10 protein-coding genes are annotated in these 13,394 nt (G+C 64.2%); 3 read left to right on the top strand and 7 right to left on the bottom strand.

The features are described from left to right. Positions 1-152: 152 nt before the first annotated feature. The 5 genes from O3684_RS05200 to O3684_RS05220 form a co-directional block, all read right to left on the bottom strand. A complete protein-coding gene (locus O3684_RS05200) occupies positions 153-1,673 on the bottom strand; it encodes a sulfatase family protein (protein WP_500065465.1) in 1,521 nt (506 codons plus the stop codon). 40 nt (positions 1,674-1,713) lie between these two features. After that, positions 1,714-3,162 (bottom strand): sugar porter family MFS transporter, encoded by a 1,449-nt coding sequence (locus O3684_RS05205; protein WP_500065467.1) that lies wholly within the window; start codon positions 3,160-3,162, stop codon positions 1,714-1,716. Between the two features lie 308 nt (positions 3,163-3,470). Further along, the gene (locus O3684_RS05210) at positions 3,471-4,394 is read right to left on the bottom strand and encodes a hypothetical protein (protein WP_500065468.1); all 924 of its coding nucleotides are present in this window, start codon (positions 4,392-4,394) and stop codon (positions 3,471-3,473) included. Positions 4,395-4,705: 311 nt separating this feature from the next. Continuing rightward, complete coding sequence (locus O3684_RS05215; protein WP_500065469.1) at positions 4,706-5,557, bottom strand: TIGR03943 family putative permease subunit; 852 nt, start codon at positions 5,555-5,557, stop codon at positions 4,706-4,708. Then, positions 5,554-6,564, bottom strand: a complete 1,011-nt coding sequence (locus O3684_RS05220) for a permease (protein WP_500065471.1) — start codon at positions 6,562-6,564, stop codon at positions 5,554-5,556. Before O3684_RS05220 ends, O3684_RS05215 begins: the two co-directional genes overlap by 4 nt. A gap of 394 nt (positions 6,565-6,958) precedes the next feature. Between O3684_RS05220 and ileS the strand changes: the two genes are divergently transcribed. Continuing rightward, positions 6,959-10,234: an isoleucine--tRNA ligase gene (gene ileS / locus O3684_RS05225; protein ID WP_500065472.1), complete on the top strand. Its 3,276-nt coding sequence runs from the start codon at positions 6,959-6,961 to the stop codon at positions 10,232-10,234. Between the two features lie 160 nt (positions 10,235-10,394). Here ileS and O3684_RS05230 read toward each other — a convergent pair whose 3' ends face one another. Both O3684_RS05230 and O3684_RS05235 read right to left on the bottom strand, forming a co-directional pair. Next, entirely contained in the window at positions 10,395-10,814 is a 420-nt protein-coding gene (locus O3684_RS05230; RefSeq protein WP_500065473.1) for a hypothetical protein, read from the bottom strand. A gap of 283 nt (positions 10,815-11,097) precedes the next feature. After that, entirely contained in the window at positions 11,098-11,460 is a 363-nt protein-coding gene (locus tag O3684_RS05235; RefSeq protein ID WP_500065474.1) for a 50S ribosomal protein L7/L12, read from the bottom strand. A gap of 28 nt (positions 11,461-11,488) precedes the next feature. Between O3684_RS05235 and O3684_RS05240 the strand changes: the two genes are divergently transcribed. Further along, positions 11,489-11,665 carry a hypothetical protein gene (locus O3684_RS05240; protein ID WP_500065475.1) on the top strand — a complete coding sequence of 59 codons (177 nt, stop codon included), beginning with the start codon at positions 11,489-11,491 and terminating at the stop codon, positions 11,663-11,665. A gap of 28 nt (positions 11,666-11,693) precedes the next feature. Beyond that, a complete protein-coding gene (locus O3684_RS05245; protein ID WP_500065476.1) occupies positions 11,694-13,364 on the top strand; it encodes a bifunctional folylpolyglutamate synthase/dihydrofolate synthase in 1,671 nt (556 codons plus the stop codon). Positions 13,365-13,394 lie beyond the last annotated feature (30 nt).

Here is a 13,394-nt window from a genome sequence, read left to right on the forward strand (position 1 = left end):
TCTCCTTCCCGACACATCATCGTTGGTGTCCGCTCAGTGCGCTCTGGCCTCGTTGATAGTTTCTATGATACGCATCACTGCGTGGAGTGTGCAGGGCGCGCGATTGCCTCGGCGGCGGGATGTGAGTGCCCTCCCGCCGCCGAGGCGTTGCGTCAGTCGCTCGTGACCTCGTCGAGGTCGGATCGAGCCGTGTTCACCAGCGGGATGTCGAAGTCCGTCATCGCCGCCATCCACTTGGCGAAGGAGTGGTCCCCGCGCTCACGCAGCTGCAGGTACAGGTTCGTGGCCAACTCCCTACGGATCTCGTCGTAGACGGGCACGGTGTACACGTTGTTCATCTCGGCCGGATCCAGGCGCAGGTCGTAGAACTCGTTGATCGACTCGGGGTTGATGACGAGCTTGAAATCCCGCGTGCGCAGCATGCGCTGCTGGAGGGGGAAGTGATGGCCGTGGAACTCGCACACGATGTCCTCGCGCCAGCCCTCGACGTCCTGCCCGCGCGTCAGGTCCACGATCGAGCGGCCGTCCTCGACAAGCGAGGTGTCCAAGCCCGCGATGTCCAGGACCGTGGCCGGCAGGTCGATGAGGGAGACGAACGCGTCCGAGCGGCCCACCGTGGACACGCCGGGGATATGGGCGATGAAGGGGACGTTGTAAATGTCGTCATACATCATCGGGCCCTTGTCGTTGAGACGGTGCGAGCCCGTGAACTCGCCGTGGTCCGCGCAGAAGAACACCGCCGTGTCGTCCAGGATGCCCAGCTCGCGCGCCACGTCCATGATGCGTCCGATCTCGAAGTCGATCATGGCCGTGTAACCCCAGTAGACCGCGATGAGCTTCTTCCACTGCTCGTTCGTGAACGAGGACGTGGACCAGTAGGTCGCGTAGTTCTCCTGAATCGGGGGCTTACCAATCAGGGAGTCGCCGAAGTTTTCCGGCAGCTCGACGTCATTGGGGTCGATGAGGTCGAACCACTCGTCGGGCAGGAAGTAGGGCAGGTGGGGGCCAAAGAAATGCACGTCGAGGCAGAAGGGCTGAGAAGAGTCCTTCCAGTCCGCGGCGTACTCGCGCAGCTTCTCGATCGCTCGGTCTGCCAGGAAGCGCTCGAAGGTGGCCTCCTCGGGCTGATCGAGGCGTGCGGCGATGATGTGCCCGTCGCGCCCACCGGGCAGCTTGCCGCGCCACAGGTCGTGTGCGCGCACGGGCGGGAGGTTGTTGGCCTCGAGCCAGGCGACGTACTTTTCGTTGGCCACCGGGTTTTCGGCTCCCCAGTAGGTGTCGTCGTCCGCGCCGAACTTGTCGGGCAGGTTGTAGCCGCAGTGGTACTTGCCGACGATGCCGACGTTGTATCCGGCGTCGCGCAGCTCCTGCGTGTACGTCCATGTCCCCTCGGGGATCGAGACCTGGTAGGCGATGTTCCATTCGGGGTTGGCCAGCACCTGGTGCTTACCTGGGCGCTTGCCGGTGAGCAGCGAGGCGCGCGCCGGCGTGCAGATAGCCGTGGGGGTGAAGCAGTGTGTGAAGGCGAAGCCCGATTCGCCCATCGCGTCGATGACGGGGGTGCGTGCGTGGGGGTTGCCCAGGCAGCCGATCGTGTCGGTGCGGTGCTGGTCGGTCATGATGACCAGGACGTTGCGCACGTTGTCGGGAATATCCCGAGTCGTATCAGTCATTGCAATGCCTTTTCGTCGTTGAAATCGAAGGGGAGGGCGCTCACTTCTGGGTGACGACCTTGTCCATGTCCTCAAGCTCAGCGCCGCTGGTCTCGGTGAGGAACTTCGCCGTGAAGATGACCGCGAGGACGCCGAAGGCGCAGTAGATCCAGTAGGTGCCGGCGGGCGACCAGCCGATGAGGAAGGGGAAGAGGAGGACAACCAGGAAGTTCACGAGGAAGTCGGCGCCCGATGCGAGCGACATGGCGCCACCACGGATCGAGTTGGGGAACATCTCGCCCATGACGATGGAGAAGATGGGGCCCCACGAAGAGGTGAATCCGAGGAGGAAGGTACACAGTGCCGCGACCGCCAGGAACGCCAGGACCGGGGAGTCTGCGACGTCCGGCTTGCCGTCGACGGTGGGGGCGACCGTGAAGACCGTGGCCACGATGCCCAGCGACACGAAGATGAGGGTGCCGCCGTAGATCAGCATGCGCTTGCGGCCCACGCGGTCCACCAGCATGATGCCCGATAGGACGCCGACGATCTTGAAGGCGGTGATGAGCAGCGTCTGGGCCAGGGCCATCGACTCGGTGAAGCCGACGGCCGCGAAGAGGGAGTTGGAGTAGAAGAAGACGCCGTTGATGCCGGTGAGCTGCTGGAACGCTGCGATCGCCATGCCGACAAACACGAGGCCGCGCCACTGCGAGGATAGGATCTGTCCGATCGACAGCTTCGCGCCGCCCGTGATGGTCAGGGACTGGGTGATGGCCGTGACTCGATCAGCAGGGTCTTCCTCGCCGGACAGCTTGGCCAGGATCTGCTCGGCTTCCTTGGTGCGCCCCACGGAGACAAGGTAGCGGGGAGATTCGGGGATCTTTGCCGTGAAGATGACGAAGAGGAGGGCCGGGATGATGAGGCACGCGAAGAGGACCTGCCAGGTCATGAGCCCGCCGAACGCGGGCTTCGCGGCACCGCCCGTGATCGAGACGACCGCCGTGTTGATGAGGCCGGCGAAGAACAGGCCCAGGATGATCGCGAGCTGGCGGAAGCCGATGAGACGCCCGCGGATGTCTGCGGGGGCAATCTCAGCGACGTAGCCGGGGGCGACCGTGGTCGCCGCGCCGAAGCCGATGCCGCCGACGATGCGGGTTAGGAGCAGGAAGGGGTAGCCGAAGCTTCCCAGGAGGGGAGAGATGGGGCCGAGGAGGGCCTCGAAGAGCAGGAAGGGGCCGACCCACATGAGCGTGGTCTTGCGGCCGATCTTGTCGGAGATGCGTCCTGCGGCGAGGGCACCGATCAGGCCGCCGATGACACCTGCCGCGCCCGCAACGCCCTGAAGTAGTGCGCCGAGCTCGAAGGTGGATCCCACGGCCTTGATGGCGGCGTTGAGGACCATGCCTTCGAATCCGTAGAAGAAGGGGCCGAGGGTGGCGATGAGAGCGAGAGTCGTTGCGTAGCGCCTCGCTTGCTTCTCGCGGGGTGTGAGTGTTGTTGTCGATGACATGTCTTCATCCTTGAAGGTGTGGTGATGCGCCCGCGCCTGCCGTGTGCGCATTCCTCACGCTACGCCCACTGTTTTGTGTCCGAAGTTACGGACATAAACAAGGTAAGTGAGCTGCGACACCTTATATTGGGAGTTAGCGTTGCTGAACCACGAACTCAGGATTTAGCGCATCGGTCACCTCAACCGAATCAGCATCGATGATGAACGGCTCCACCTCTGAGCGCGTCGCTCCGGTCGCCTTAACAATCACGCGCTCTCAGAGAGACGCGGATCGTGGAGTCGGCGCTCGTCTCGCACGAATGGTGGGATCAGTCGAGCCAGGCGACTGGACCATAGCCGTCGATGCCGTCATCCACGACGGGGATTGTGTGATCGCCGGTCCCATCAACGTTGAGGATGTGAAGGTAATAGTCTGTGTGCGTTTTGTCCCACATGACAAACGCGAGCTGCTGAGCGTCGGGACTGACGATAATCCTGTAGCCGTCGAACAGTCGATATTTTCTCGGGTCGTCGTAGGGTTTGTAGAGGCTCTTTGGCTCGTAGTAGGAGCCCGGGAGCAACTTGGCGCGAGTATCGGCGTCCGTCGCGGTGTAGCTGAAGATCCCTAGGTCGTTGTCTATGTCGAAGCACTTGTTATCTTTTGAGATGCTCGAGTTGATGCCTGCGCACAGGTGGTTCACGTCGTTTCCTTGCGCCCATCCCGTACCTATGTCCGTCGTGAGATCCGTTCCAGCCAGCAAATTGAGATGACGATCGCGGGGGTCTGACGGTTCGATAGTGAGCACGAGTTCCGGCGTTGTGCTGCCGATTGCGACGCGATAATACATTGAGCGTGTGCCGTCATCTTCAAGGTATTCCCGCATGAAGTAGAAGTAATTGTCGGCTGAGAAGGTTGGGGAGCTATCGTAATAATGAGCGTCTGTGTCGAGGAGCGGCACCATGGCAGATACGTCCGTGATGTTGGCATCGGTATCGTAGTATCCGACGTGCTCGGCAGATGTCAAATTCTTGGCCCATATGCGCGTGCGGTACGAAAAATCACGGGAATAGCAGTCGTTAAAGGCGCAGTCGTGGCCAGAGATCAAATCGTCGTTTTCGTCGACAGGCTTCGATCGAAATATGCGCATGGCGACCACCTGCCCCGTGGTGGGGTCGATTGCTCGGAAGCGTGAGTCAGTTCTGCGAGGGTGATAGGGGTCGACGAGGGAGTCCCCGATGATGAGTCCGTGCATCGGTTTGTCCTCGAGGGGGTCGCGAGCTACGGCGCTCGGCGACGGGGAGTCGGGTTGTGCGCTCGGTGTCGTGGGCGTAGATGTCGTCGTGGTCGCCGGGGATGGTGCTGCCTCTGGCACAGTGGTTTTGGGAACGCAGGCGCTCATAGCGAGTACGCAGGACAAGCTGAGTGCGGCGGTGATGACGTTTCGAAACATGGCGACCCTTGGCATGTAACTGTTGATCCGATGTATGAGAGTATACGCATATTAGTCGGCGCGGGGGACTGTTTGGACATGTGAGTCGATGCTCGGATCGTCGTCTCACGACCTCAACGCGACTGAATCACGAACTCCGGATTCGGCGCATCGGTCACCTCAACCGAATCAGCATCGATGACGAGCGCCTTCGTGCCGCGCAGGCGCAGCGTACCGCTCACGTGAACCCAGCTATCAGCCTCGGGCGCGGGGCCGTACCACCGAACAACGAAACCAATCGGGTATGCGTCAGCAGCACAGCACCAGATAGCCATGCGGGCCACCGCGAAACTGTCATCCTCCGTCACGCGAGGAATCGACGCCTGTGCGCGAGCCGCCTCAGGGCTCATCACAAAACCGACGAGATCGATGTGATCGCCGTCGTGCGCGCGCCCGTGAGCAATCAACTCCTCAACCTGATCGTAGAAGTTATCAGTCGTCAGCTCCAGCTTCCCCGACGACGAGGCCGATGCGGTGCCCGCACTCTGCGGAGTAACGGTGGGGGAGGCCTCCCCCTGGGAGGTGGACGTCGACGCAGAGTCGTCCCCATCGTCCCCAGCGTCGAGGCCGGGGCTCGTGCCTGCGTCAGCCACACGAGCGTTCCACGCGGTCGATGCCAACTCCGAGGGAGAGACTCGGAAAGGAAGAACGATCAGAGCACTCGCAAGGAGCGCCACAAGGGCGCGCGAGAGAGCGCGACGAGTGTGAGCACTGTCGGTGTGCTCGTGGTCGGCGGACCCGAGTCGAGCAGACAGAGCGAGCGAGCACGCGAGCAGACACACTCCCGAGGCGATGATCCCGAGACGCGCGGAAGGCGGGACGAACGATGCATAGCGACCCGACAGCGACAGCCACAGCAAGCCAGCGCCGAGGCAAGCCAACGACAAGGACTCGGCGACCGGGGCCAGGCGATCCATAACCCTCACGACAGCACCCCCGCCCACCAGGCGCAGCCAATCACGGTGGCAGCAGCCACGCTCACCGTCACGAACAAACGGACCACAAACGCACCCCGGAACTGAGAGGCCAGGAGCGCCACATTCTTCACATCCATCATCGGCCCGTACACCATGAAACCCATCAGCGCGCCCGTGGGCGCCAACGAAGCGAGAGAACGGGCAATCACTGCGTCAGAGGATGAACACAGAGACAACGCAAAACCGGCACCCATCATCAGGGCCAGTGCTGCGGGCGCGGGAAGCCCCGCGAGCAGAGAAGACACCGGCCATAGCACTTGAGCCAGCGTCGACGCCGCAACGCCACCGAGCAGATACGGCAGAATCCTGCCGAAAGACTGCCCTGTCGCACCCAGCACGCCGAAGAAGGATCGATCCGGCACCGCGCAGCCACCCTCACAGCCGCACGCATCGCCGTCATGGAAGGCGCCATCCGCCCGCAGCGCCCGCGGGGAAGCGACCAGCATCGACAGGCCAACCGAGAGAGCAACAATAACGCTCAGTCCGATACGCGTGGCGACCAACGGCCATGAGCCAAACGCGTAGTAGGTCGACGCAATCACCAGCGGGTTGATGGCGGGAGAAGCCAGCATGAGGGTCGTGGCTGCCGAGAGTGGAACACCCTTGCGCAACAGGGAGCGGAAGATCGGCACCGCCGAGCAATCACATACGGGGAGCAGGAAAGCCGCTAGAAGCGCAGCGGCAACGGAGGCAATCGGATTCCTCGGGAATACACGCGCGATGAGCGCGGGGGAGATGAATGCTTCGATGAGCTCGGCGACGAACACGCCCAGGAGCAGGAAAGGAATCGCCTGCAGCGTCATGCCGACGGCGATCGTTGCGGCGCGGCCGACGGGTAGACCTGTCCCAGATAGAGTCCCCTGTGTTGCCCACACGGCGATCAACGCAATGAGAAACAGCGCGCCAATGAGCGCACCCCACGGGCGCGCCGGGCCTCTCGTATCCGTCGAACTCACCCCACAACTCTAGGACAGGAGACCCAAGCCGCCGCGGTCACGCGCCGACGACGGCCCACCAGACCATCGTCTGCGCGTGCGTCGCTGAGCGCTCTCAGGTGCGCTGTGGGCAGGCAGACGCTCCGCCCAGTGGGCGCTCGCGAGTTTCTTCGCTACACTGGTTTTTCGCTACGATCCGGCCCGCTGCCGCGGGGTATCACCGGGGAGCATCCGGAAGAAAGAGGAACGCGACAGCCAGCCATGGCCTCGTCCCCTCCAGTAGAACCGGACGGGAGGGCCCGACACAGCCCCAACGAAGCGGCCGCGCCCGGCGAGGGAGCGGCAAGCGGGGTGGTACCGCGGGTGCTGGCGACGCCGGTCCTCGTCCCTGTATAGGCGCGAGACGAGGACACTCATGACGAAGCACGGCTTCTACCCCCGCCACCGGCAAGACGAGGTGGACCCCAGCCCTTCCTTCCCCACGATGGAAGAGGGCACCCTGGCGTTCTGGGCCAGTGACGACACCTTCCGCAAGTCCATTGAGATGCGCGACGCCGGCGAGCATGGCTCCAACGAGTTCGTGTTCTACGACGGCCCGCCTTTCGCCAACGGCCTGCCCCACTACGGTCACCTCCTGACCGGCTACGTCAAGGACGTCGTGGGCCGCTACCAGACCATGAAGGGCCACCGCGTCGAGCGTCGCTTCGGCTGGGATACGCACGGCCTGCCCGCCGAGCTCGAGGCCCAGCGTCAGCTCGGCATCGAGGACGTCACCGAGATCACCCGCGAGGGTGGCGTCGGCATTGAGGCGTTCAACGCCGCCTGCCGCTCCTCCGTCCTGCGCTACACGAAGGAATGGGAAGAATACGTTACCCGCCAGGCGCGCTGGGTGGACTTCGAGCACGACTACAAGACGCTCGACATGTCCTACACCGAGTCCGTGATCTGGGCGTTCAAGCAGCTCTACGACAAGGGCCTGGCCTACCAGGGCCACCGCGTCCTGCCCTACTGCTGGAACGACCGCACGCCGCTGAGCAACCACGAGCTCAAGATGGACGACGACGTGTACCAGGACCGCACCGACAACACGGTGACGGTGGGCCTGCGTCTCGAGAGTAAGCTGCGCGAGGACTCGGCGCGCCCCGAGCTGGTCCTCATCTGGACGACCACGCCCTGGACCCTGCCCTCGAACTCGGCCGTCGCCGTGGGCCCGGAGATCGAGTACTCCCTCGTTGAGGTGGCTGCCGACCACGAGGGTGTCCTCGCGGGCGAGCGTGTCCTCATCGCTACCGACCTGATCCCTGCCTACGCCAAGGAGCTGGGCGAGGAACCCACCGTCGTGGCCACCTACAAGGGCTCGGAGCTGGTGGGCATCCACTACCACCCGATCTACGACTACTTCGACACCCCCGAGCGTCGCGCTGAGGGTGGCACCCCCGGCCCCAACGGCTGGTCCATCATCGCCGCCGACTACGTGACGACCACGGACGGCACCGGCCTCGTCCACCAGGCTCCCGCCTTCGGTGAGGACGACATGTGGACGTGCATGGAGTACGGCATCGGCGTGGTCCTGCCCGTCGACGAGGGCGGCATCTTCACCTCCGAGGTGAGCGACTACGAGGGCATGCAGATCTTCGACGCGAACCGCTACGTGGTCGCCGACCTGCGCGAGCAGGGTGGCCCGATCGCGCGCCGCGCCCCCGAGATCCGCGCCGTACTGGTGCGCGAGAAGTCCTACGTGCACTCCTACCCGCACTGCTGGCGCTGCCGCAAGCCCCTCATGTACAAGGCCGTGTCCTCGTGGTTCGTCCGCGTGACCGAGATCCGCGACCGCATGGTGGAGCTCAACCAGGAGATCACCTGGACCCCCGCTCACACCAAGGACGGCATCTTCGGCAAGTGGCTGGAGGGTGCCCGCGACTGGTCGATCTCGCGTAACCGCTTCTGGGGTGCGCCGATCCCCGTGTGGGTGTCGGATGACCCGCAGTACCCGCGCACGGACGTCTACGGCTCCATCGCGGAGCTTGAGGCCGACTTCGGCGTGAAGGTCACGGACTTCCACCGTCCTTTCATTGATCAGCTCACGCGCCCGAACCCGGACGACCCGACGGGCAAGTCGACGATGCGTCGTATCTCCGACGTGTTCGACTGCTGGTTCGAGTCCGGTTCGATGCCCTTCGCGCAGGTGCACTACCCGTTCGAGAACCAGGAGTGGTTCGAGAACCACTACCCGGGCGACTTCATCGTCGAGTACATCGGTCAGACGCGCGGCTGGTTCTACACGCTGCACGTTCTGGCGACCGCGCTCTTCGATCGCCCCGCGTTCCGCTCCTGCGTCTCCCACGGCATCGTCCTGGGTGACGACGGCCTGAAGATGAGTAAGTCGCTGCGTAACTACCCGGACGTGGCAGAGGTGTTCAACAAGTACGGATCCGACGCGATGCGTTGGTTCCTCATGTCGAGCCCGGTCGTGCGCGGCGGCAACCTGATCGTTAAGGAGGAGTCGATTCGCGACACTGTCCGTCAGGTGCTGCTGCCGATCTGGAACACGTACTACTTCTTCACGCTGTACGCGGGCGCCTGCAACAAGGGCGAGGGCTACGAGGCCAAGCGTATCGATCTGTCCTCGCCCGAGGCCGTGGCCGCGCTGGCGCAGATGGACCGTTACCTGCTGGCCCACACCCGCACCCTCGCCGAGGACGTGCGCGGCGCGCTGGACGCCTATGACGTGGCCGGCGCGTGCGAGGCGGTCCGCGACTACCTGGATGTTCTGACGAACTGGTACGTGCGTACTCAGCGTCAGCGTTTCTGGGACGAGGACAGCGCCGCGTTCGACACGCTGTACACGGCTCTCGTGACGCTCATGGAGCTGGCGGCGCCCCTGCTGCCGTTGCTGAGCGAGGAGATCTGGCGTGGCCTGACGGGCGGCGAGTCCGTGCACCTGACGGACTTCCCGGTCATCGACGAGGCCGTGGACGCCCCCGAGCTGGTCGCAGCCATGGACGAGGTTCGTTCCATCGTGTCGGCCGCTCACGCGCTGCGCAAGACGCATCAGCTGCGCGTGCGCCAGCCGCTGGCGTCCCTGCAGGTCGTCTCCGAGCACTTTGCGGCCCTGGAGCCCTTCGCGGACCTGATCGCCTCCGAGGTGAACGTGAAGTCCGTGGTCTTCTCTGCGCCGCAGGACTCGGGCCTGAGCGTCCGCACCGAGCTGGCGCTGAACCCGCGCGCCTTTGATCCGGCCGTTCGTAAGCTGACGAGCCAGCTGTTCAAGGCTCAGAAGTCCGGTGAGTGGGAGGTCGTGGATGGTGAGTGCCGTTTCGCCTCCGTCGAGCTGGATGGGGCGCCGCTGGTGCTCACGGGCGACATGTTCTCCGTGTCCACCTCCGTGGACGCCGCCGAGGGCCAGGTCGCGGACGTTCTGGCGTCGGGTACCTTCGTCGTGCTCGATACGGAGCTGACCCCCGAGCTCGAGGCCGAGGGCTACGCCCGCGACGTTGTGCGCGCCGTTCAGGACGAGCGTAAGAACGCCGGCCTGCACATCGCGGACCGCATCGACCTGTCGCTGACGGTGCCCTCCGATCACGTGGCCGACGTGGAGACCTGGCGCGACATGATCGCCGCCGAGACCCTCGCTCTGTCGCTGACGGTCGAGGCCGACGACAAGCTCGCCGTGAGCGTCGCCAAGCACTGAGTGCTCTGAGACAGGCGGGCGGGCTGCGCGAGAGCGCGGCCCGCCCGCCTGTATAGGTTGGGGCCGGGAGGAAAACCTCCCGGTCTCGTCGCTATCGACGAGGTGTGGGAAGACTATTGCTCCTCCTGCGTGACAGCGATTGAATGCGTTGGCTACCTCGTTACTCGGCCGGCGGGACGTGCATCATGATCTCGATGGAGTCCATGAACTGGCACAACGACTTGTTGAACTTCTCGTAGTCGGTGTTCTGGTATTCTTCGCCGACGCGGCCCACCGCGACGTTGACGAAGGACACCTGGTTGTGGAACACCAGCATGGCGGGCGCCTTGATGACGGGTGAGAAGCCGCGAATGGTAATGGAACCGGCCTCGGGGATTGCGAGGATCTCGTCGCGGGAAGAAATCTGGATGATCGCGTCATCGACCAATACCTCGGGACTATCGGCGTCCGAGGAGATGCTGTGCATATACGGGAAGACACCGCGCACCCCCTTGAGTAGCCCCTCCCAGGGGACGCGGTAGGTGAGATTGAAGGTGGAACGAATCCAGCCGGGTTCTTCAGTGAAGCCGATCAGAAGCATGGCGCGTCCTGTCGTCGATGACGGTGATTGTGTGATCAGCATCCTATCAGAGCGGTTGTCTGGCCGAGCGTGAGGATTCGTGGTGAGTGCGAGCAGCCCCGGCCTCGTCGATGACGACGCGAAGTTAGACCTGCACAACGCGCAGTGAGTGCTTACGCGGATAGGTTATAAGCATGCGGATAGGTTATCCGCATGTGGATAGGTTAATAACCTATCCGTATCTGCATAACCTATCCGCAAGCGCACAACCTATCCGCAAGCGTGAGCGTCAACGGGGAAACGGTCAGCTCTTAGTACGCATTTCTCGGCGGGCGGCGTCGATCGCCGCCTTCGACGTCTTCAGGTCGAGGCCGGTGCGGTCCTTGTAAGTCTTGACGGCGTAGATCATCCTGCCCTCGGCGATCATCTGGATCTCCACCGCGTTCAGCTCCGGGAGCGAGGCTGAGGCCGGGGAAGGGGTAGCAGGAACCGGGGTGGGGGCTGCTGCCTCGCAGGTGGGGGAGGCGGATCCGGCGAGCGCCGTGACCCTGGCGTCCGCGTAAGCGGCACGCAGTCGCGCCTCGAGGTTCGCGACCTGTTCCTTCAGCTGGCGGTTTTCGGCGCGCAACTCTTCGATTTCGCTAGCCTGACCAAACCACTTACCCACGTGTTGCCTCCTTGAGGAGATTACCTTGATGGAAGCAATCCTATCCGTCTTCGCCAACCTGGTGCCGACGATCGGCCTGCGGCGAATACGAAGGTTCCCGGAGAAACCCGCCCCGGCCTCGTCGATGACGACGCGCGGACTGTGCGCGACAACGCGCCGTGACCGGCAGAACAAGCCGCCCGCGCGACCCAGCCCGGTAAAATAGCGAGGACACTGTGAGCAGCGGAGGAAACATGGCAGGCGAATCGTTCTTCGGGCAAGACCCCACCCACGAAGACCAGCGCGGCGGCATCCCGGCCGATCTGATCCCGTACCTGGAAGCGGCCGACGAGGTCGAAGACACCGAGGCGGGGGAGAGCACCGACCCGCAGGCCGAGGAGAGCGAGCGCGAGGCCGCGCTGCGCGCCCTCGTTGAGCACTCGCTGCTGCTGGGCCCCGACCCCTCGGTCCTCGCTGAGATTGAGGGCGAGGTGGACGAGGACTTCGCCGACGACGCCGCCGAGGCACGCGACGAGCGCGCCTCCCACGAGGCCGCGCTGGCGAAGGCCGAGGATGAGGTCGCCCTCGACGCTCGCGTGCAGGAGATCTACCAGTCCATCGTCGCGCGTGCCCCCGAGCACGACATCGACCCCACTCTCGACCGCGTGAAGCTCGCCCTGGACATCCTGGGCGACCCGCAGAACTCCTACCCGTCGATCCACATCACGGGTACGAACGGCAAGACGTCGACGTCGCGTATGATCGACTCGCTCCTGACCGCTTTCGGCATGAAGACGGGCCGCTTCACGAGCCCGCACCTGCTCGACGTGCGCGAGCGCATCTCGCTGGAAGGCCACCCGATCACGCGCGAGGGCTTCGTACGCGCATGGGAGGACATCGCCCCCTACGTCGGCATGGTGGACGAGCGCAGCCAGGAAGAGGGTGGCCCGCGTCTGTCCTTCTTCGAGGTCTTTACGATCATGGCGTACGTGGCCTTCGCGGACTACCCGGTCGATGCGGCCGTCGTCGAGGTCGGCATGGGCGGGCGCTGGGACGCCACGAACGTCATTGACGCGGGCGTCTCCGTCATCACGCCGATCGCCCTGGATCACACGAAGTGGCTCGGCTCTACCATTGAGGAGATCGCGCGCGAAAAGGCAGGCATCATCAAGCCCGGCCAGGTCGTCGTCATCATGAAGCAAGAGGAGGAAGTCCTCGACATCCTCCTCGAGCAAGCGCGCTCCGTCGACGCGATCGCGCGCGTCGAGGGCCGCGACTTCGAGGTCATGGATCGTCAGATGGGGGTCGGCGGCCAGATGGTCACCATCCGCACGCCTTCCGCGCTCTACGAGGACGTGTTCGTCCCGCTGTTCGGCCAGTATCAGGCGCACAACGCAGCGGCGGCACTTGTGGCCGTCGAGGCCTTCATGGGTGGCCGCGGCCTGGACGGTCGCATCGTCGAGCAGGGCCTCATGAATGCCTCTAGCCCGGGTCGCATGCAGGTCGTGCGTCATTCGCCCACGATCATCGTGGACGCCGCGCACAATCCCGCGGGTGCGGCCACCCTGCGCGAGGCCGTGGAATCCTCCTTTGGGTTCGCGCGCATCGTGGGTGTGTATGCGGCGATGGGGGACAAGGACGTCGAGGGCGTCCTGTCCGAGGTCGAGCCCTTCCTCGATCACCTGGTTGCTACCCAGATGCCGGGCGAGCGCGCGGCCGATGTCGCGCGCCTGGCCGAGATCGCGGAAGAGGTCTTCGGTCCCGACCGGGTAGATGTGCGCGAGTCGCTCGCGGACGCGGTCGATCGTGCAGCGGAGATTGCCGAGGCTGGGGCTGAGCCCGCAGATCGCTGCGGAGTTCTCGTATTTGGCTCGGTCATGCTGGCTGGCGAAATGCTGGCCCTCGCTGGCCACTCTCCGCGCTAGGATGTCATCCAACCAGGGCGGCCGCATCGT

Origin of the sequence: Pauljensenia sp. 20925_1_27 (genome assembly GCF_041432835.1) — a bacterium.
In the GTDB taxonomy this organism is placed as follows: Bacteria; Actinomycetota; Actinomycetes; order Actinomycetales; family Actinomycetaceae; genus Pauljensenia.

Excerpts from the sequence above, each read along its gene's own strand:
- O3684_RS05200 (WP_500065465.1), bottom strand. The coding sequence starts at position 1,673 with ATGACTGATACGACTCGGGATATTCCCGACAACGTGCGCAACGTCCTG.
- O3684_RS05205 (WP_500065467.1), bottom strand. The coding sequence starts at position 3,162 with ATGTCATCGACAACAACACTCACACCCCGCGAGAAGCAAGCGAGGCGC.
- O3684_RS05210 (WP_500065468.1), bottom strand. The coding sequence starts at position 4,394 with ATGCACGGACTCATCATCGGGGACTCCCTCGTCGACCCCTATCACCCT.
- ileS (WP_500065472.1), top strand. The coding sequence starts at position 6,959 with ATGACGAAGCACGGCTTCTACCCCCGCCACCGGCAAGACGAGGTGGAC.
- O3684_RS05230 (WP_500065473.1), bottom strand. The coding sequence starts at position 10,814 with ATGCTTCTGATCGGCTTCACTGAAGAACCCGGCTGGATTCGTTCCACC.
- O3684_RS05240 (WP_500065475.1), top strand. The coding sequence starts at position 11,489 with ATGGAAGCAATCCTATCCGTCTTCGCCAACCTGGTGCCGACGATCGGC.
- O3684_RS05245 (WP_500065476.1), top strand. The coding sequence starts at position 11,694 with ATGGCAGGCGAATCGTTCTTCGGGCAAGACCCCACCCACGAAGACCAG.